Origin of the sequence: Mycobacterium sp. 663a-19 (assembly GCF_035616495.1) — a bacterium.
In the GTDB taxonomy this organism is placed as follows: Bacteria; Actinomycetota; Actinomycetes; order Mycobacteriales; family Mycobacteriaceae; genus Mycobacterium.
Genome location: NZ_JAPJAV010000004.1, coordinates 175553 through 191974 on the forward strand (window position 1 = coordinate 175553; position 16422 = coordinate 191974).

The window sequence follows — 16422 nt, forward strand, 5'->3', positions numbered from 1 at the left end:
GAAATTCATCGGCGCGACCACAATGTGCTATCATGTAGCACATGAAAGCTATCGGGGTGCGTGAGCTGCGGCAGAACGCCAGTAAGTACCTCGCAGAAGTGGCGACGGGGGAGTCGATCGAGATCACCGACCGTGGCCGCCCCGTTGCGCGCCTCGTGCCGATCACGGGCGATCCCTGGCAAGACCTCATCACCACCGGTGAGGTGGTTAGAGCGGCTCGTCCCGTGAGCGTCGATGACATCGAACCCCGCGCATACCGGCACAGCGCGTCTAAGTCCCTCGAGGAATTGCGCAGCAACGAACGCTAGCCGCAGATGCGCATCTACCTGGACACCTCTGCCTTGGTCAAACTCGTTGTCGCCGAGGATGAGTCACCAGCGCTGCGGTCCTATCTCAATGAGCGACGTGAGGACGCCCTCTTCTCGGCGGCTTTGGCGCGCACCGAGCTCGTGCGCGCGGTCGCACTGAATGGACCTCGAGCCATCGCCGATGCTCGAAAGCTCTTGGCTGCCCTGGATATGGTGTTGCCGACTCGTCAAGTCCTCGACGACGCGGGCACATTGCAACCGTTTGGCCTGCGCAGCCTCGACGCCATCCATCTTGTTGCCGCGCAACGAGCTGGTGACACATTGCGGGCCGTGGTCACCTATGACGTTCGAATGCTTTCGGCGGCAGCCGACCTCGGGCTGACGACGGCATCGCCGCGCTAGGCGCCGCCGAGCGTTCAGCGTTGACGCTGAACCCCGGATTTCCGAGCGTTGATCGCGGCTATCGCATCGACGACCGCATCCGGACAATCAAGGGCAACAAAGGTTTTCGCGTCGGGCACCTCGATCAGGGTCGCATTGCCGAACAAGCCCGCCAAGCGTCGACCCAAGACCGGGGTGAAGCAGCGATCCCGTTGTCCCCATACCAGCGTGACCCGCTTGGTGAACCGGGGGAGACGGGTGGCCACGTCGGTGAGATCGAACGCGGCCACCTGACGCAGCAACGCCGCCAGGTCGCGGCAGATGCGTGAGTCCGCGAGGCAGGGTTGCAGCCAACTGGCGGTGAGGACCGCATCCGGATCGTTGATCAACAGGCCGAAGCCCAGCGGCGAGTGGCGCAGCATCCGCAGCCGCAATTGGGTGAACAGCACCCTGATCGACGTGGGCCCACGAAGCAGCCCGAACGCGATGTCGAACGGGAAGGGCGGGCACTTGTCGAAGGCGTCGCAGTTGGTGAGCACCAGCCGGCCGATCCTGTCCGGGTGGGCGTCGACCACCAGTTGGCATATTCCACCTCCGGTGTCGCTGCCGACCAGCGTCACATCCGAAAGATCGAGGGCGACCATCGCGTCATTGACCATCTCTGCGACCCCCGGCAGCGAGAGCGCCGTGCGCTCCGCGACCGGGATGGTGTGGGAACCCAGCGGCCAATTCGGGACGATGCAGCGGAAACCGCGGCGCGCCAGGCCGTCGGCGACCTCCCGCCACAGCCGCCCGTCGACCAGGATGCCGTGGACGAACAGTACCGGCGGATGCGGTGAATCCTTTGGTCCGAACTCCTGGTATTCGATGGTGGCCTGCCGGAGTGCGAGTTGTGCCATGTCGGTTATTCCTCCTTGAGCGTTCGATACCCGAATCGAAGCTCAACGGCTGCTGCCAGGGCCACCCCGCGGACTGCCAAACACTGCCAACATTCCGGTCACGGCTCCAGGTTCAGCAGCGCGGCGCCGGTCGCCGGGTCCAGGGGTGCCGACGCGTGGTCGTGCGCAATGAACCAGTCGCCGTTGACCTTCCGAAGGCACATCGTCACCCGGACCCAGAAACCGGTGGTCGTGGTTCCGTTCGTGCGCGTGCCGCTGAGCCGGTTGAGGCTGTACGCAAACGCCACGTCGTCACGCACGGTGATGGCGAGGTCGCGAACCTCGTAACCCAGCGGGTGCTGATACGCCGCGAACACGCGCTCCCAGTTCTTCCGTTTCGCTTCTGCTCCCACGTGTCGCAGGGGTGGCTCGACATCGAACGACACGACATCTGTCGCGTACATCGACATCACCGCCGCGAGATCCCCGGCGCGAATCGCGGCGACTAGCGCTTCAATCCGCTGCCGAACGTCAGCCTCGGCAGCCCCGCAAGCCATGGTCACGGTATTCACGGTAGCCGGGCGCCCCGGTGGGAGCATCGGCTGAATCGCGCATGTCGCTCTTGACCTGTGCGCCTGGGACCGGTTCGATAATGCATACGCCCCGGGGGAGGTTTGCGATGAGCCCGTTCGTCCGCTACCTGATTCCCGTCGCCATGGTGGCGCTGGCCGCCGTGCGACCCCCGGGCACTGCGCTGGCCGAGGAATGCGACCCCGGACAGTGGTGGGACCCGACCGGCAAGGTCTGCCGGCCGCTGGGCGTCGGACCGCAACCCCTGGCATGCGACCCGGGCCAGTGGTGGGACCCCACGGCAAACGTATGCCGGCCCCTCGGCGTCGGCCCGCAACCGCTGGCATGCGACGACGGCTGGTGGTGGGATCCGGGCGCCAACGTCTGCCGTCCGCCCGTCGTACCGCCGGCCGGCTAGGCGGACACGTGCCCTCCGAAAAGCCCGTTAGTAGCCGCTGGCGTTCCCTCACCGACCGGAGTACGCTCTCGGTTAATAGTGAACGGAACCGTCTACAATTGAGTAGGGAACCAAGGCCCATGTACAGCGCACCATCGCCCTTCGACGAGCCCACTACGCCGATCGATGTTCACGCCCTGCGGGCATGGTGGGCGGCACACCAACGTCATCAGAAGCGAGTAATCGAGCAGCGCAACGCCCAGCGCGTCGGGTTCAACCGTCGGCGATAGGGGAGGCCGGGCTCGTCGGTCGCGCCTCACGTCACATATCGATGCCCTGTTCCGTCTAGCGACTAAGGAAGAGACGAACGCTTTACCGGGAGGGCAGCACGATGAAACCTTTGGGCAGGCTGGCGCGGATATATCTGGTCGCGGTGACCGCGGCGGTCGGGGTGGTCACCGCCGGCATTGGAATCTGGTGCCTGATCGATCCGAATTCGTTCGCCGACGCCGTCGGATTCGAGGCGCACCGGCACTTCCTGCATGACGTGGGTGCGTTCCAGCTTGGTTTGGGCGCCACCCTGCTGCTCGCGCTGATCTGGGCTGACGCGCTGGCCACCGCGCTCGCCGGATTCCTTGTGGCGAACACCGTGCACACGGTGAACCACGTTGTGGACCTGGACGTGGGCGGCTCGCCCGCGCAAGCGTGGATTCTCGGTGTGATGTCAGTGGCACTGGCGCTGGCGTTCGCGCTGCGGTTGCGCCAACTCGGCTATGTTCTGGGCACCGTTGGCACGGCGACCAATTCGACGTTGGCGCCATTCGTGCGGCAAAAGACGATCAGCCTCACCACCTTTCGCAAGGACGGCACGCCCGGCTCCAGCCCCGTCAGCATCGCGGTGGACGGAGATCGCGCCTACTTTCGCAGTTTCGAGCGGGCGATCAAGGTGCGCCGGCTTCGACGTAACGCCAGCGTCGAATTCGGCCCGTCGACGGCATCGGGCAAACCGATCGGACCAACGCACCCCGGCACCGTGCGGCTGCTGGACGGGCAGGAGTATCGGAAGGCGGCGCGCCTGCTGCGGCAGAAGTATCCGATCCTGCACGGCGTGTTGGTGCCGTCGCTGCACCGGCTCCTGGGGTTCAAGTTCGGCCGCACGATACACGCCGAGTTGACGCCGGTGCCCGAATCTCGGCCCTGACTCCTAACTCTGCCTATGCGCATTCGCGTCTTTGTCGGGACAGCGGCGTCAGGTTCTTCCCGACTTGTCGTCACCGGCAACGTCAGCGCGCTCGGTGTCGAGGACCAACTCGACCCTAACGGTGTCACCGTGGGTCTTGCCCAAGGACTGCTGGATATCTTTGCGGACGCCGAGCCGATGCTGACCACCGTAAGGGGCCAGCGAGCCGGTGTAGGCCACGCGGTCGTCGAACCGCGCTTTCACCGGCACGCGCGCCCGCACACCGAAGACTTCGACCGTATCGAAGGGGAACGTTACGTAGGCTCCTGGGCCGCCGGGGTTTTCGATCACAGCATCGAAGACGACTGACCCGGGATCGCGATACTGCACCATTCCTTCAGGATGACGGCCAAATGACTTGGCGGCTCAAGGCGGTGCTCAAGCGGATGCGATTCATGCAATGACTATGCCGCGTATGCCATGCACTGATGCGCCATCCATAGCGATGGGCCCACGCAGCTCGTCACCGCTTCGGGTCGCCGATGGCGTCCAGCATTTCCGACACAGCGGTCGCCGCCCGCCACAGGTGGTCCTCCGGAGATTCGTCATAGCCCTTGTGGCGTCGGCGCCAGTCGCGGTCCCAGTAGCCCTCGAGAACCGACCGGAGGTGCTCCCGGGACACTGCGAACTCCTTATGCAGCTGTGTCGTCAGTTCGTCGTCGGACGGCTCGACGACGGTTAGGTGCTCAAGGCGCCGTGATCGGAGCGCCTCAATCGCGGGTTCATCAACGCCGCTTTCGGAGGACCAGAACCTCGCCACCCGTCGATGCTCATAGCTCCACACCGGCCACGCGCGGGGTCGGTAGCACCAGAGCATTGGCCGCTTACCCAGTCGTAGTTGGTGACCGATCGCTTCACCGGTGGGATGCTTGGCCAGCCAGGGGAGTTCCTCAGCGGGGAGATCGAGGACGAGCACGACCGTTCCCGCGTCCAGAGTGGCTGCCAATGAAAGCAGCTCGCCGGTCACCCACATTTCCGTCAGGGGCCATTCACGTCGGTCGACGACTTCCAGCCACTGTGAGGCGACCTCCGCCATCTCGACGAGATGCCCGATGGCCGTCGAACGTTTCATGCCGCTAGCTAAACACGTCGGTCGATCGCCGTGGCGGTCGCGCCTCGAGGCCAACATTTCATGACGGTTTCAGTTGAGCAAAGGTGCTGCAGCGTACCCGCGATGCGAGGGCCGATATCACCTGTTTGGCTTTAGTGTTGCCGCTATGGTCGGACTGGACAATTGCGTGAAGCGCTGGCGCACAGCGCTTCACGTAGCCGTGTCGGCATTGATGATCGCCATCCTCGGACTCGCCGTCAGTCCCGCAGCTCATGCGGCTGCGGCCACGGCCACATTGTCGGTGGAACATACGTGGCAGACCGGCTTCATCGCCCACTTCACCGTCACCAACCTGAGCACCGTGCCGCTGAGCGATTGGAAGATTGAATTCGACTTGCCGGCGGGAGAAGGTATCTCGCACACGTGGAATAGCACGTTCGCCCAATCTGGCACGCACTATGTTCTCGCGCCCGCGAATTGGAATCGCACCATTTCACCCGGAGGTTCAGCCACGGGTGGTTTCAGGGGCGTGCTGAGCGGTTCATACGTGCCACCGTCGAATTGTGTGCTCAACGGGCAATATCCCTGCGCCTAAGAGTCCGACGCGCACCGAGGCTCGCCAGCTCCGAAACCCGCCGACCCCTGGCCGTACGGCGACTGGACCAGGAAATGGGTCTACTCACAAATCCCCTTGCGGGGGAGTACCGGTGGCACTGTTCCATCTTTAGATCATCACGACTTGCGTCCATCGATGGTCTGACGACTCTCGACAGCAGTGCTAGCATTGACTGCAATGACAGCACAGGAGGGCTAATGGCAACGCTGACGATTCGCGATTTTGACGACGACCTCAAAGCGGCACTCCGTGTGCGCGCAGCTGAGCACGGTCGCTCCATGGAATCCGAGGTGCGAGAGATCTTGCGTACTGTTTTGGAGCGTTCGTCGGGTGGTCCGGGGATGGCTACACGGATTCGACGGCGGTTCTCTGACGTCGCCGGGGGCACAAAGCTTGAATTGCCGACCCGAACGGAGCGCCCACGAGCCGCGGAGTTTGGCGGATGATCGTCCTTGACACCAATGTCTTGTCGGAGTTGATGCGGAAGGCACCAGAACGCCGCGTCGCAAGTTGGGTTGACGCATTCCCCGCCTCGGATGTACTGGTCACCGCCGTTACGGCGGCCGAGCTCATGTACGGAGTTGCCCGGTTGCGGGACGGCCGCCGCAAGCGGGAACTGCACATCAAGGTCGAGGGAGTGCTGGCAGAGGATTTTCAGGACCAGATTCTGTCGTTTGATGCGTCGGCGGCCACGCATTACGCGTTAATCGTTGCGTCCCGCGAACGGACCGGACGCCCGATCAGTATGGCGGACGCCCAGATAGCAGCAATCTGCCGCAACTGGAGCGTTCGACTCGCGACTCGCAACGTCGATGACTTCGTCGACACCGGTATCGACACGGTGAATCCGTGGGACGCCGCCGCGAGGTAACCGCCAACATGGCTCAATGACGACGGCCCACATACGTAAATTGTTGGGGCACAGTCCGAAACGGGGTCATCTGCGCTTGTGGAAGAAGCGGCCGAGTCGCGTGCAGGTTGAGCCTTACTCAGGTGCTCTGGCTCGCCGTCGATGCCCGCGGCGTAAGTTCGTTCGGAGCCAATGACCGCGACCGGCCCGCGCCACTCAACTGGTTCGATTACAGTCCCGGCCGGACGGGAGGTCAGCCGAAACTTGATCCACCACCGGAAGACGCGAGGGGAAGTCCATGAGAACCAACGCATACCGACACACGGCAGTCGTCGGCCTGGCCACTGTCGCGCTGATCACCGTGGGCTGCAGCAATGGCAAGAGCGTCGACGCGTCGACACCGCCTCGGGTTGGGGTGAACGCCACCTCCACGCCCAAAGCCCCAGCGCAGCCCACCGAGGTGAAGCTCATCGGGGAGGCCGACGTCGAGGTGACTCTGACCGGCCCGATCGCTGCCAAGTACTCATCGGCAACCGAGGACCAGAAGAAGGCTCTCGGCAAGCCGTTAACGGGTGACCGCAACGCGGGGACACGGGAGAGCGGCCTGGTATTCCAGCAGTTCCAGGGCGGCGTGATCACAGCCCGGAACAACGAGACCGGCACGCCCGCATATATCACGCTGGGCAAAATCCGCGAGGCCTGGAATGTCCCACGCAACCCGGACGGCGTGCCCGCGATCACCGGCACTAACGGTTCGGCAGGTCCGTTGGGCTTCCCTACCAGCGACCAGAACGCCGTCGGCGATCTGCTCGTGTCGAACTTCGAGCACGGCACCATCGGGTACAACCCGAAAACCGGCCAGGTCGAGGTGACGGTAAACGGCAAGGCTGTACCGTCCGGGCTGTAGCCGGAATCAGGCGCTGGCCAACCTAGTTGGTCGTCGGTGGCGGTTGGGATTGAAACGGTTCGCACCACCACCAGTCGGCGGGCGTGGCGCGAGTCTCCTCACTAGTGGGCGAGTCGTTAGCTCTTCCAGACGACCTTGTCCGTCCCTCCGGCGTCCCGGTAGACGACACTGTCGGGGTTCGTACCGTTGCGCACGTCGAAGTAAATGCGTCCCGTAACAGGGCTGCCTAAGGGGAGTGGCCCCTCAGGAAGGCCGTCGATCTGGTTGCCCTTCATCACCGCGTACGTGGAGCTGTTCACGGCCCGAGCGTTGAAGTCGGCAATGTTCGGAATCGCGTTGCCGCTCAGACCTTTGGCGGTGACGTCGGAATACCATATGCCGTCGTTGTGGCCGCTGGGCTGCAGATTGCTCACGGTGTAGTCGATCGTGCCACCATTACTGGAAAGCTCTGCCATCTGGCCGAATCGCAGCACTTGTGGATCTGCGAATGCCGGTGTCGCCGCGAGGATTCCGGCTGCCGCCAGTACAGCTGTCGCTGCCGTCGTTTTCGATGCAATGTGTGAGAACGCCACGTCAGGCTCCCTTCATGAGGCGCTAGCTGTCGGCGAGCGGCAGCTGATTCACCTGTGAGGTGTATCCACAGCCCGGAACTTCAAACCCGAGCGGGCAGTAGCTGGTGCGCCAGCGCGACGCGCGACCCGCCGCCACCTGGACGTGCGGTTGCCCGCTGGGGGCGCTGACCCCGCCATCCACCGGAAACACGACCCCCGTGACGAAGCCGGCAGACCGGACAGATGAGGCTGGCGTGCCGTCTCACCGGTGATACAATGGCGCACATGCGATCAGTTACCGTGCGCGAGCTCCGTAACAAGGGTGGGGAAGTGCTCGACCGCGTGGAGCGCGGTGAGCGCCTTATCGTCACCCGTGACGGCCGCGCCGTCGCAGAGTTGCGCCCGGTGCCGAGCCGCAGCGCTGGACCTGCCGAACTCATCGAACGAAGGAAGCGATTGCCGCCAGTCGATCCAGATGTACTGCGTCGCGATATCGACGTCGCGCTCGATACATCGCTGTGATGACCTCAGTGGCCACGAAAGGAATCCTCGATACGTCGACGGTGATCGTGCTTGGGCGGATTGAGGATCCTGCGACGCTTCCCGACGAATCCTTGATCAGCGCCATCACCCTGGCTGAGTTATCTGTGGGGCCTCACGTCGCCCGGCGTGAAGAGGATCGTGCGGCACGACAGGCACATCTGCAGCAGGCCGAATCGGACTTCGACGTCCTGGCCTTCGATGCCGAGTCGGCGCGCGCATTTGGCGCAGTCGCCGCTGCACTGCGAGCGTCTGGCCGCAAGCCCGCCGCACGGGCCTTCGATGCCCTGATCGCTGCTAGCGCGATCGCATATGGCCTGCCGTTATATAGCTGCAAACCGGCAGACTTCGACGCAATCCCGCAACTAGAGCTACGCGCTGTCCCACATCCGGATCACGTCCAGCCCTAAGCCGGCATCCTTGCAATGCACGGAATGATCTGCAGCACAGGGGATAAGCGTGCTCGCTCGTCTGATGCAATATGCGATAATTACTTGACATAGTGTCGCTTATCGGTACTTGTCGCAGCAGGCGCTTTGAAGTGAAAGTGGCACCCGCACCTTGGCGATCTGAACACGATTCTGCCTACTCATTCCCCGACGGACTCGCGGTTGTTCATACAGCGACTGACGTACACAGTTCAATCACTCAATGAAATCAACTCGTCAGCCGAAAGCGTGGACGCCGCCACAGGCTGGCCTTGCCCCCTCAGTCGGCGAGCGACCATCCGCCCTTCTCCCCTCGTACCGCCATCATAACGTCACAGTGACGAATTGCCTTGTGGTGCAGGGCTATTGAGTCCCTACCGCAACCCGGTCCGAGGTCGGCCCAGCAGACCTCAGCGCGGCTGATCACCACTCATCGTCCACGGCGCGCTAACACGCAACGCCCGGCGGCCACGGCGGCGGCCTCCGCCTCGTCGGTGCCGGGAAGGCAGGCGTCCAACTCCAGTCAGGTCCCTCTCCTGCCCGGGCCCGACCAGACCCGCTACTACCCCACCGAATCGTCACAGTGATGAAATCCCCTGGGGCGCACGGGCGGTCAGTCACGCAGGTGCTGGGCCTCCTCGGGTGTCCAGGCGAGCGGATTGCCCGGCTGGCTGGGAAAGAGGTAGTCGATGAAGGCCGCCGCCGTGGGCTGTGGTTCGTGGTTGGCCAGCCCGGGTCGCTCGTTGGCTTCGATGAAGGCGTACTCGGTGCCGGTGACATCCGGGACGATGAGGTCTATCCCGGTCACCGGTATACCGATCGCCTCGGCCGCCGCCACCGCGACCTGACATAACTCCGGGTTCACCTGCGCGGTGACGTCGTGGATCGTGCCGCCCTGGTGCAGGTTGGCGGTGTGGCGGACGCGGAGCCGAGTTCCCTTGGGCAGCACGTCATCCAGCGCCCAGCCGGCCTCGGCGACCGTCGCCTCGGTGACGTCGTCGAGCGGGATGCGGGACTCGCCGCCGGTGGCCGCGGAACGCCGTCGACTCTCGGCCGCGATCAAGTCCCGCACGCTGTGGTCGCCCGTGCCGATGATCTCGGGCGGCAGCCGAAGCGCTGCGGCGACCACTCGGCCGTCGATGACGACCAGCCGGAGATCGTCACCGGGCACCCGCTCCTCGATCAGCACCTCGGGGTATTCAGCGCGCGCCCTTCTGAGGGCGGCGGTGAGCTCGTCGGGACCGTCGTCGACGGTGATGCCGACGGTGATCCCGTTGCCTTGCTCGCCACGCGTCGGTTTGACGACGACCTCCTCGACCTCGGTGACGAAGTCGAAGTCGGTCTTGTCGAAGGTGGCCAACCGGGCGCGGGGCACATTGATGCCGACCCCCGAGACCAGGCGTCGCGTCAAACGCTTGTCGTCGCAACGGGACATCGCGACCGCCGACGTGAACTCGGACAGCGATTCGCGGGTGATCACCGTGCGGCCACCGTGGGTAAGTCGCATCTCGCCCGTTTCGGCATCGAGGACCTCGACCCAGATGCCGCGGCGCAGCGCCTCGTCCGCGATGACCCGGGCGTAGGGGTTGAGATCCTCGACCGTCTCGGGTGGCGGGGTGAACAACGGCTCGTTGATCGCGTTCTTCCGCTTGATGGCCAGCACCGGGATGCGTTGAAAGCCGAGCTTCTCGTAAAGGGCGATCGCGCCGGCATTGTCGTGCGCCACCGACAGGTCCATGTAGGCACGGCCCCGCCTGCGGAAGTGCTCGGCCAGGGCCCGGGTCAGCGCCTCACCGATTCCGGGAAGAGCCGCCCCGGGGTCGACGGCCAGTGTCCACAGGCTGGATCCTCGCTCGGGATCCTTGAACAGCAACTCATGGTCGACACCGGTGACGGTGCCCACCACGGCACCGTCGTTGTCGCGCACCGCAAGCAGGTAGGTTACCGCCTCCTTGTGCTGGTGGTTGTCCCAAATCGTCTCGACCGGCGCGGGTACCATCCCGCAACGCACGAACACGCGGTTCATCGCATCGGCATCGTCGGGGCCGCTCAGTGTGCGCACGGTGACGCCGAGCGGCGAGGGCGTCAGGTCCTGCTGATCGGTTTCGCCGAAGCGCAGCCGGTAGGTATGGCTGGGGTCGATGAACAGCTCACTCGGGGACCCGGCGACCACCACGTGGGATTCGTGCGCGTAGATGCAGATGTCACGCCGCCCGGGCGCTTCCCGGCGCAACGCCTCGGTCAGCTTGCCGGCATCAACGAAGGTCTGGCCGAAAATAAGTCGCCCCCAACCCAATTCGAGCTCGACGTCCTCGGCCATCGCCTCCGCCAAGTGCGACGGCGACGCGTCGTGCAGGCTGAGTGTGATCGCCTCGGGGTTGTCCTCTGAGGGTTCGATGGCGGTCATGCCGCAGCTCCCGTCACACCGTGGCGTTGCAACCAGAGTTCGAGCAAAGCGATCTGCCAGAGTTCATTGCCGCGCAGCGGCGTCAGCCGGCCGTTGGGATCGGCCAGCAGCGCGTCGACCGCGTCGGTGTCGAACAGCCCGCGTTCCTTGGCCTCGGGCGAATACAGCGCATTGCGAACCAGATCGAGGTACGGGCCCTCCAAGTGAGTCAGCGCGGGCACCGGGAAATAGCCCTTGGGCCGATCGATCACCTCCGACGGGATCACCCGCCGCGCGGCCTCTTTGAGGACTCCCTTGCCGCCCTGCGCGATCTTCAGCTCCGGCGGGCAGGTGGCCGCCAGCTCGACCAGCTCGTGGTCGAGGAATGGGACCCGGCCCTCCAATCCCCAGGCCATCGTCATGTTGTCCACTCGTTTCACCGGGTCATCGACCAACATCACCGTCGTGTCGAGCCGGAGCGCCCGGTCGACACCGGTATCTGCGTTCGCCTGCGCGAAATGTTCTGTGACAAAACGCACACTGGGATCACCAGGGACAGCGTTACCCGGCCCGAGAAGCGCCGCAACCCCGGCCGCGTCGCGATCGAAGAAGGCGCTTCGATACTGCGCGACCGCGCCCTCCAGGGTGGCCGCGGCGGGTGAACACATCGGCGGGTACCAGTGATAGCCGGCGAACACCTCGTCGGCGCCCTGACCCGACTGCACGACCTTGACGTGGCGCGACACTTCCTGGCTGAGCAGGTAGAAGGCGACGCAGTCGTGGCTGACCATCGGCTCGCTCATCGCGCCGATCGCCCCGTCGAGCGCGGGCAGCATGCGGTCGGTTCCGATGCGGATCTGATGATGATCGGTGCCAAAGCGTTCGGCGATGATGTCCGACCAGCGGAACTCGTCACCGGCGACCCCGCCGGTCGATTCGAAGCCGATCGAGAAGGTGGACAGCCCATGCTGCCCGGCCTCGGCGAGCAGACCGACGATCAGGCTGGAGTCGACGCCGCCCGAGAGCAGGCAGCCGACCGGCACGTCGGCAACGAGTCGGCGCTCCACCGCGACACGCAGAGAGGACAGCACCGCGTCCTCCCAGTCGCGTGCGGACCAGTCCGACCGATCGGCTCGCCTGGTGAAGTCGGGCGTCCAGTACGTGGTCGTGGTGCGTGTGCCGTCGGGCTCGAAGGCGATGAGCGAACCGGGCGGGACCTTGCGCACACCACGCAGGATGGTCAGCGGTGCCGGCACGACGGAGTGAAACGACATGTAGTGATGCAGCGCGACGGGGTCGATCCGCGTGTCCACGCCGCCACCGGCAAGCAATGCCGGCAAAGTCGAGGCGAACCGGATCCGCTGAGCGTCTTGAGTCAGGTACAGCGGCTTGATACCGAGCCGGTCCCGACCCAGCAACACTCGACCGCTGTCGGTCTCCACGATTGCGAAGGCGAACATCCCCTTGAGGCGGCTGACGAAGTCGTCGCCCCAGCGGTGATAGGCCTTGATCAGCACCTCGGTGTCGCTGGTCGAAAAGAACCGGTAGCCGTGGTCGACGAGCTCGCGGCGCAACTCCTTGTAGTTGTAGATGCAGCCGTTCCACGCGAGCGCGAGGCGCAACTCGGAATCGACCATCGGCTGGGCGCCGTGCTCGGTCAGGTCGATGATCTTCAGACGACGGTGACCGAGGGCAACCCGGCCCTGTGACCAGGCACCCGCCCCGTCCGGCCCCCTGGCTGCCATCACAACGGCCATCGCCGATACCGCGGCCAAATCGGGCACCCGGCCGTCGAGTCGCACCTCACCGGTGGCTCCACACATCTTGTCCAGCCTACCGAGAGTCGTTCCGCCGCGCGCACGCCACCTCGCGGGCCGCCTTCGATGGGGAGCGAGATCGCCGACGACTACCCGGTGAAGGGCGTTCCGTCGAAGCGCTCACGGGTAGCGAACTCGGGGACGGACCGCCGCCGCAGCTTCGTCACTTGGCGCACCGGTTTGCCCAGCGGCACGATCGCGGCGACGGCGAACGTATCGGGCACGCCGAGAAGGTCCTTGACGCGCGGCTCCTCAGCCACGGCCATCGTCGTCAACACGCCGCCGTAGCCCTCGTTGCGCGCCGCCAGCAACACGTTCCACACGAACGGGTACACCGATGCTCCCGGTACCACGGCGATGCGATCGAGATCCTGATCGGTGGCGGCGACGACGGCGAGATCCAGGCAGACCACCAGCACCACCGGCGCCTCCCGCATCGGAGCCGACATCTGCGGCGGCGGCTCGGTCGCCTCGATCGTCGATCGGTCTAAGGCGCTCGGCTGCAACGGATTCCACGGCAACTCCCCATTGGCGAGCTGCGCGGTGTAGCGGCGGGCGGCGGCAAGCCCCAGGTCCGCCAGGGCCGACCGGGTGTCCCGATCGCGAACCACGACGACGCGCACGCCCTGCCGATTACCGCCGGTCGGTGCGAACCGGGCGCCGTCGAGGATCCGTCCGAGAACCTCGTCGGGGAGCGGGTCGCCGGTGAATTCGCGCACCGCGGGCGTGGATCGCATGACGTCGTAGAGCTCCATGAGGATCATGCTGCCCCAGCCGGGCGGCATTCACGCGGCGTCGTGAAAGATCAGGCCCAGGGTGTAGCGCTCGCCGCAGCGGACGGCGGATACCCCGTGGCGCACCGCGGCGGCCGACCATCCCCGCGTCGAGCGAACCGGGCGTTCCCTGGTCGTGAAGACGTAACCGTGTCCTCGCGGCAGCGTCGTGGCCGTGCCGCGGGACTGCGCCCGGGGTCGTTGCTCGACGAGCAGGAATTCGCCACCGGTGTGCGCCACGCCGGGCTCGTCGAGGTTGATGACGACCTGCAGCGGAAAGACCAAGTCTCCGTAGAGGTCTCGATGCAGCGCATTCCAGTCCCCGGGCCCGTACTTCAGCATCAGGGCGGTGGGTTTGGTTTGTCCGGCGCGGTGGCACATTTCCAGCCACTCGTCGAGAGTGTCGGGCCACGGCGGTTCGCGGCGCAGCTTGGTCCACCAGTCGCGGGCGATCGGCAAAAGCCGGGGGTAGAGGGCCTGTTTCAGTGCGTCGATCGGGTGTGGGTAGGGCCGTTTGAAGTAGCGGTATTCGCCCTGCCCGTAGCGGTGGTGAGCCATGTCGACGGTGGCGCGAAATAGGTTGTCGTTCGGATAGAGGTCGCGGACCGCGCGGCACTCGGTGGTAGTCAGCAGCCGTGGGAGCAGGGCACCGCCGAGATCGTTCATGTCCGCGGCGACGGCGTCCCAGTCGGCGGCATCGACGCGGCGGCACGTCGATGGCATCAAAACAACCTGCCGGCCACCGCGGGCGCCGGCTCCTCGAGGCCCAGCAGGAATCGTTTGCGCTTCAGGCCGCCAGCGTAACCGAGGGTCAGCGGCCGAGTATCGCCGCGATCCGGGCGGCGACCGCGCCGGCCACGTCGTGGGCCGGCCCGCCGTCCCCCGGCTCGTAGCGATCGGCGACCGGGTCGTACACGGCGCCGGCGATCGTCCCATGGTCGGCCGGCAGCTCGGCCAGATCCACGGGCCAGCCGATGCGTTCGAGGCCGGCGGCGAACGCTCTGCTGGTCGCCACCGGCACGACGTCGTCGGCCAGGCCGTGCAGCAGCGTGAACCCGGAGCCGACCCGTTGGCGAAGCAGCCCGTCGGTCACGAATCGACCGGAGATGGGCTCGCGGACCATGAACGCACCGGCCAGGCAAACCGTATGTGCGAGACCCACATTGAGGCGCGTCGCATCCAGCGTCAGGCCCGCGGCGGCGGCACCTCCCAACGACCACCCGACGAGCACGATGCCGCCGGTGTCGGCGGCTCGTTGCCGGACGAAGTCGACCGACCGCAACAGATCCGCCCGACCGCCGTCGCGAGCATGAGAGTTCCAGTCGGGCACGACCACGGCGACGCCGTGGCCGGCGAGCAAACCGGCAAGGGGGCGCACGACGGCGCGCGCATCGGGCTGCATGCCGTGCCACAGCAAGACCGTGAGTTGCGTCGCATCGCCGAAGACATCGGCCAACCGTCCCGGGGCGTACTCGACCGTCCTCACGGACACGAGTGTGCCCGGGCATGGCGGAATCCAATCAGCGATCGCTTCTCACATTCCTTGGAGCGCCAACGTCTTCGTGGGGGAAGTTGTTTAATCCGTACGGAGGACCCCGAATGCATACCCGAGCCTGCCGATGACTGCAGCGTGAGCGCCGATCGGCACGTCAAGCCGCCGTTCGAGGCCGTCGTGGCACGGCACGGCGCGACGGTGCTGCGCGTCGTTCGCGCGGTGGTCGGCCACAGCGACGCCGACGACGCCTGGTCGGACACGTTCCTGGCCGCCTTGAAGGCGTATCCGCGACTGCCGTCCGACGCCAACGTCGAGGCGTGGCTGGTGACGATCGCTCATCGCAAAGCCATCGACATCACCCGCACCGCGTCACGCCGGGCGATCCCGGTTGCCGATCCGCCCGACTCCCCCGCACCCGAGCACGCCGATACCCACGATCTCGACCTCGACGCCGCGGTGGGTGCGCTACCACCCAAACAGCGCCAGGCCGTCGCCTACCACTACTTGGCCGGTCTGCCCTATGCGGAGATCGCGCGGATCCTCGACAGCAGCGTGGCCGCCGCGCGGCGCGCCGCCGCCGACGGGATCGCCACACTGCGACGCACCTATCCCACGACACCCCAAGGAAACAGCGATGACCGCATCTGACCTCATCCGGCACTTCCCCGTCGACCGGGATCATCTCGAGCGGCTGCACGCCCGCCTGGAGCGGGACGCACAAGCCGGCGATCTGCTCGACATCGCCTACCGCACTGTGGATTCCGCCGTCGGCCCACTGCTTTTGGCCGCCACCCCACTCGGGTTGCTGCGGGTCGCATTCGCCAGCGAGGGCCACGACAGCGTGCTGCAGAACCTCTCCGCGCGCATCAGCCCGCGGGTACTCGAGGCACCGGCGCGGCTAGATCCGGTCGCGCGGCAACTCGAGGAATTCTTCACCGGTCACCGGCAGCGCTTCGACGTTGCGCTGGATTGGTCGCTGTCACAGGGGTTTCGGCGCACCGTGCTGGAACGCCTCAACACCGATGTCGGCTACGGCACCACCACCAGCTACGCCGCCCTGGCCCGTCTGTCCGGCTCCCCCAAGGCGGTGCGCGCCGTCGGCACCGCGTGCGCGACCAACCCGATCCCCATCGTGGTGCCGTGCCACCGGGTGGTCCGATCCGACGGAGCCGTCGGCGCTTACCGCGGCGGGCCGGCCGCCAAGCGCGTTCTGCTCGACCTCGAGCGGCCCTGA

Annotated in this window: 22 protein-coding genes; 12 read left to right on the forward strand and 10 right to left on the reverse strand. The window is 65.7% G+C overall.

Annotated elements, in window-relative coordinates; all coding sequences use genetic code 11:
• Nucleotides 1–41: 41 nt before the first annotated feature.
• Together OQ968_RS09530 and OQ968_RS09535 are read left to right on the forward strand one after the other, a co-directional pair.
• Nucleotides 42–308, forward strand: coding sequence for a type II toxin-antitoxin system prevent-host-death family antitoxin (locus tag OQ968_RS09530; protein ID WP_324677028.1), 267 nt, complete (start codon nucleotides 42–44; stop codon nucleotides 306–308).
• A gap of 6 nt (nucleotides 309–314) precedes the next feature.
• Nucleotides 315–710, forward strand: a complete 396-nt coding sequence (locus OQ968_RS09535; RefSeq protein ID WP_324677030.1) for a type II toxin-antitoxin system VapC family toxin — start codon at nucleotides 315–317, stop codon at nucleotides 708–710.
• A 14-nt stretch (nucleotides 711–724) separates the two neighbouring features.
• Here OQ968_RS09535 and OQ968_RS09540 read toward each other — a convergent pair whose 3' ends face one another.
• Together OQ968_RS09540 and OQ968_RS09545 are read right to left on the reverse strand one after the other, a co-directional pair.
• On the reverse strand, nucleotides 725–1588 hold the full coding sequence (locus OQ968_RS09540; protein ID WP_324677032.1) for an alpha/beta hydrolase: 864 nt from the start codon (nucleotides 1586–1588) through the stop codon (nucleotides 725–727).
• Nucleotides 1589–1686: 98 nt separating this feature from the next.
• Nucleotides 1687–2124 (reverse strand): YybH family protein, encoded by a 438-nt coding sequence (locus OQ968_RS09545; protein WP_324677401.1) that lies wholly within the window; start codon nucleotides 2122–2124, stop codon nucleotides 1687–1689.
• A gap of 122 nt (nucleotides 2125–2246) precedes the next feature.
• Between OQ968_RS09545 and OQ968_RS09550 the strand changes: the two genes are divergently transcribed.
• Nucleotides 2247–2555 carry a hypothetical protein gene (locus OQ968_RS09550; protein WP_324677034.1) on the forward strand — a complete coding sequence of 103 codons (309 nt, stop codon included), beginning with the start codon at nucleotides 2247–2249 and terminating at the stop codon, nucleotides 2553–2555.
• Nucleotides 2556–2925: 370 nt separating this feature from the next.
• A complete protein-coding gene (locus OQ968_RS09555; protein ID WP_324677036.1) occupies nucleotides 2926–3735 on the forward strand; it encodes a PPOX class F420-dependent oxidoreductase in 810 nt (269 codons plus the stop codon).
• A 48-nt stretch (nucleotides 3736–3783) separates the two neighbouring features.
• Here OQ968_RS09555 and OQ968_RS09560 read toward each other — a convergent pair whose 3' ends face one another.
• Nucleotides 3784–4107 (reverse strand): DUF1905 domain-containing protein, encoded by a 324-nt coding sequence (locus OQ968_RS09560; RefSeq protein ID WP_324677038.1) that lies wholly within the window; start codon nucleotides 4105–4107, stop codon nucleotides 3784–3786.
• Nucleotides 4108–4237: 130 nt separating this feature from the next.
• Nucleotides 4238–4846: a DUF7711 family protein gene (locus tag OQ968_RS09565; protein WP_324677040.1), complete on the reverse strand. Its 609-nt coding sequence runs from the start codon at nucleotides 4844–4846 to the stop codon at nucleotides 4238–4240.
• Between the two features lie 145 nt (nucleotides 4847–4991).
• Between OQ968_RS09565 and OQ968_RS09570 the strand changes: the two genes are divergently transcribed.
• The 4 genes from OQ968_RS09570 (at nucleotide 4992) to OQ968_RS09580 (ending at nucleotide 7198) form a co-directional block, all read left to right on the forward strand.
• Entirely contained in the window at nucleotides 4992–5420 is a 429-nt protein-coding gene (locus tag OQ968_RS09570; RefSeq protein ID WP_324677042.1) for a cellulose-binding domain-containing protein, read from the forward strand.
• Nucleotides 5421–5638: 218 nt separating this feature from the next.
• Nucleotides 5639–5887, forward strand: a complete 249-nt coding sequence (locus tag OQ968_RS24890; protein WP_420715868.1) for a FitA-like ribbon-helix-helix domain-containing protein — start codon at nucleotides 5639–5641, stop codon at nucleotides 5885–5887.
• Nucleotides 5884–6312, forward strand: coding sequence for a type II toxin-antitoxin system VapC family toxin (locus OQ968_RS09575; protein ID WP_324677044.1), 429 nt, complete (start codon nucleotides 5884–5886; stop codon nucleotides 6310–6312). Before OQ968_RS24890 ends, OQ968_RS09575 begins: the two co-directional genes overlap by 4 nt.
• A 277-nt stretch (nucleotides 6313–6589) precedes the next feature.
• On the forward strand, nucleotides 6590–7198 hold the full coding sequence (locus OQ968_RS09580; protein ID WP_324677046.1) for a hypothetical protein: 609 nt from the start codon (nucleotides 6590–6592) through the stop codon (nucleotides 7196–7198).
• A 116-nt stretch (nucleotides 7199–7314) separates the two neighbouring features.
• Here OQ968_RS09580 and OQ968_RS09585 read toward each other — a convergent pair whose 3' ends face one another.
• Nucleotides 7315–7770, reverse strand: coding sequence for an MPT63 family protein (locus tag OQ968_RS09585; protein ID WP_324677048.1), 456 nt, complete (start codon nucleotides 7768–7770; stop codon nucleotides 7315–7317).
• A gap of 264 nt (nucleotides 7771–8034) precedes the next feature.
• On the opposite strand from OQ968_RS09585, the gene OQ968_RS09590 reads away from it, so the two are divergent.
• Nucleotides 8035–8271, forward strand: a complete 237-nt coding sequence (locus tag OQ968_RS09590) for a type II toxin-antitoxin system prevent-host-death family antitoxin (RefSeq protein WP_324677050.1) — start codon at nucleotides 8035–8037, stop codon at nucleotides 8269–8271.
• On the forward strand, nucleotides 8271–8699 hold the full coding sequence (locus OQ968_RS09595; RefSeq protein ID WP_324677052.1) for a type II toxin-antitoxin system VapC family toxin: 429 nt from the start codon (nucleotides 8271–8273) through the stop codon (nucleotides 8697–8699). Before OQ968_RS09590 ends, OQ968_RS09595 begins: the two co-directional genes overlap by 1 nt.
• Before the next feature lie 631 nt (nucleotides 8700–9330).
• Here the strand turns inward: OQ968_RS09595 and ngg are convergent.
• The 5 genes from ngg to OQ968_RS09620 all read right to left on the reverse strand — a co-directional run bounded on the left by ngg (nucleotide 9331) and on the right by OQ968_RS09620 (nucleotide 15179).
• Nucleotides 9331–11124 (reverse strand): N-acetylglutaminylglutamine synthetase, encoded by a 1794-nt coding sequence (gene ngg, locus OQ968_RS09600; protein WP_324677054.1) that lies wholly within the window; start codon nucleotides 11122–11124, stop codon nucleotides 9331–9333.
• Nucleotides 11121–12926, reverse strand: coding sequence for an N-acetylglutaminylglutamine amidotransferase (locus OQ968_RS09605; protein WP_324677056.1), 1806 nt, complete (start codon nucleotides 12924–12926; stop codon nucleotides 11121–11123). The genes ngg and OQ968_RS09605 overlap by 4 nt, the downstream gene beginning before the upstream one ends.
• A gap of 83 nt (nucleotides 12927–13009) precedes the next feature.
• A complete protein-coding gene (locus tag OQ968_RS09610; RefSeq protein WP_324677058.1) occupies nucleotides 13010–13675 on the reverse strand; it encodes a nitroreductase family protein in 666 nt (221 codons plus the stop codon).
• Between the two features lie 30 nt (nucleotides 13676–13705).
• Nucleotides 13706–14416, reverse strand: coding sequence for a 2OG-Fe(II) oxygenase (locus OQ968_RS09615; protein ID WP_324677060.1), 711 nt, complete (start codon nucleotides 14414–14416; stop codon nucleotides 13706–13708).
• Between the two features lie 88 nt (nucleotides 14417–14504).
• Complete coding sequence (locus tag OQ968_RS09620; RefSeq protein WP_324677062.1) at nucleotides 14505–15179, reverse strand: alpha/beta hydrolase family protein; 675 nt, start codon at nucleotides 15177–15179, stop codon at nucleotides 14505–14507.
• 144 nt (nucleotides 15180–15323) lie between these two features.
• On the opposite strand from OQ968_RS09620, the gene OQ968_RS09625 reads away from it, so the two are divergent.
• Both OQ968_RS09625 and OQ968_RS09630 read left to right on the forward strand, forming a co-directional pair.
• On the forward strand, nucleotides 15324–15836 hold the full coding sequence (locus OQ968_RS09625) for an RNA polymerase sigma factor (RefSeq protein ID WP_324677063.1): 513 nt from the start codon (nucleotides 15324–15326) through the stop codon (nucleotides 15834–15836).
• Complete coding sequence (locus tag OQ968_RS09630) at nucleotides 15823–16422, forward strand: methylated-DNA--[protein]-cysteine S-methyltransferase (protein WP_324677065.1); 600 nt, start codon at nucleotides 15823–15825, stop codon at nucleotides 16420–16422. Before OQ968_RS09625 ends, OQ968_RS09630 begins: the two co-directional genes overlap by 14 nt.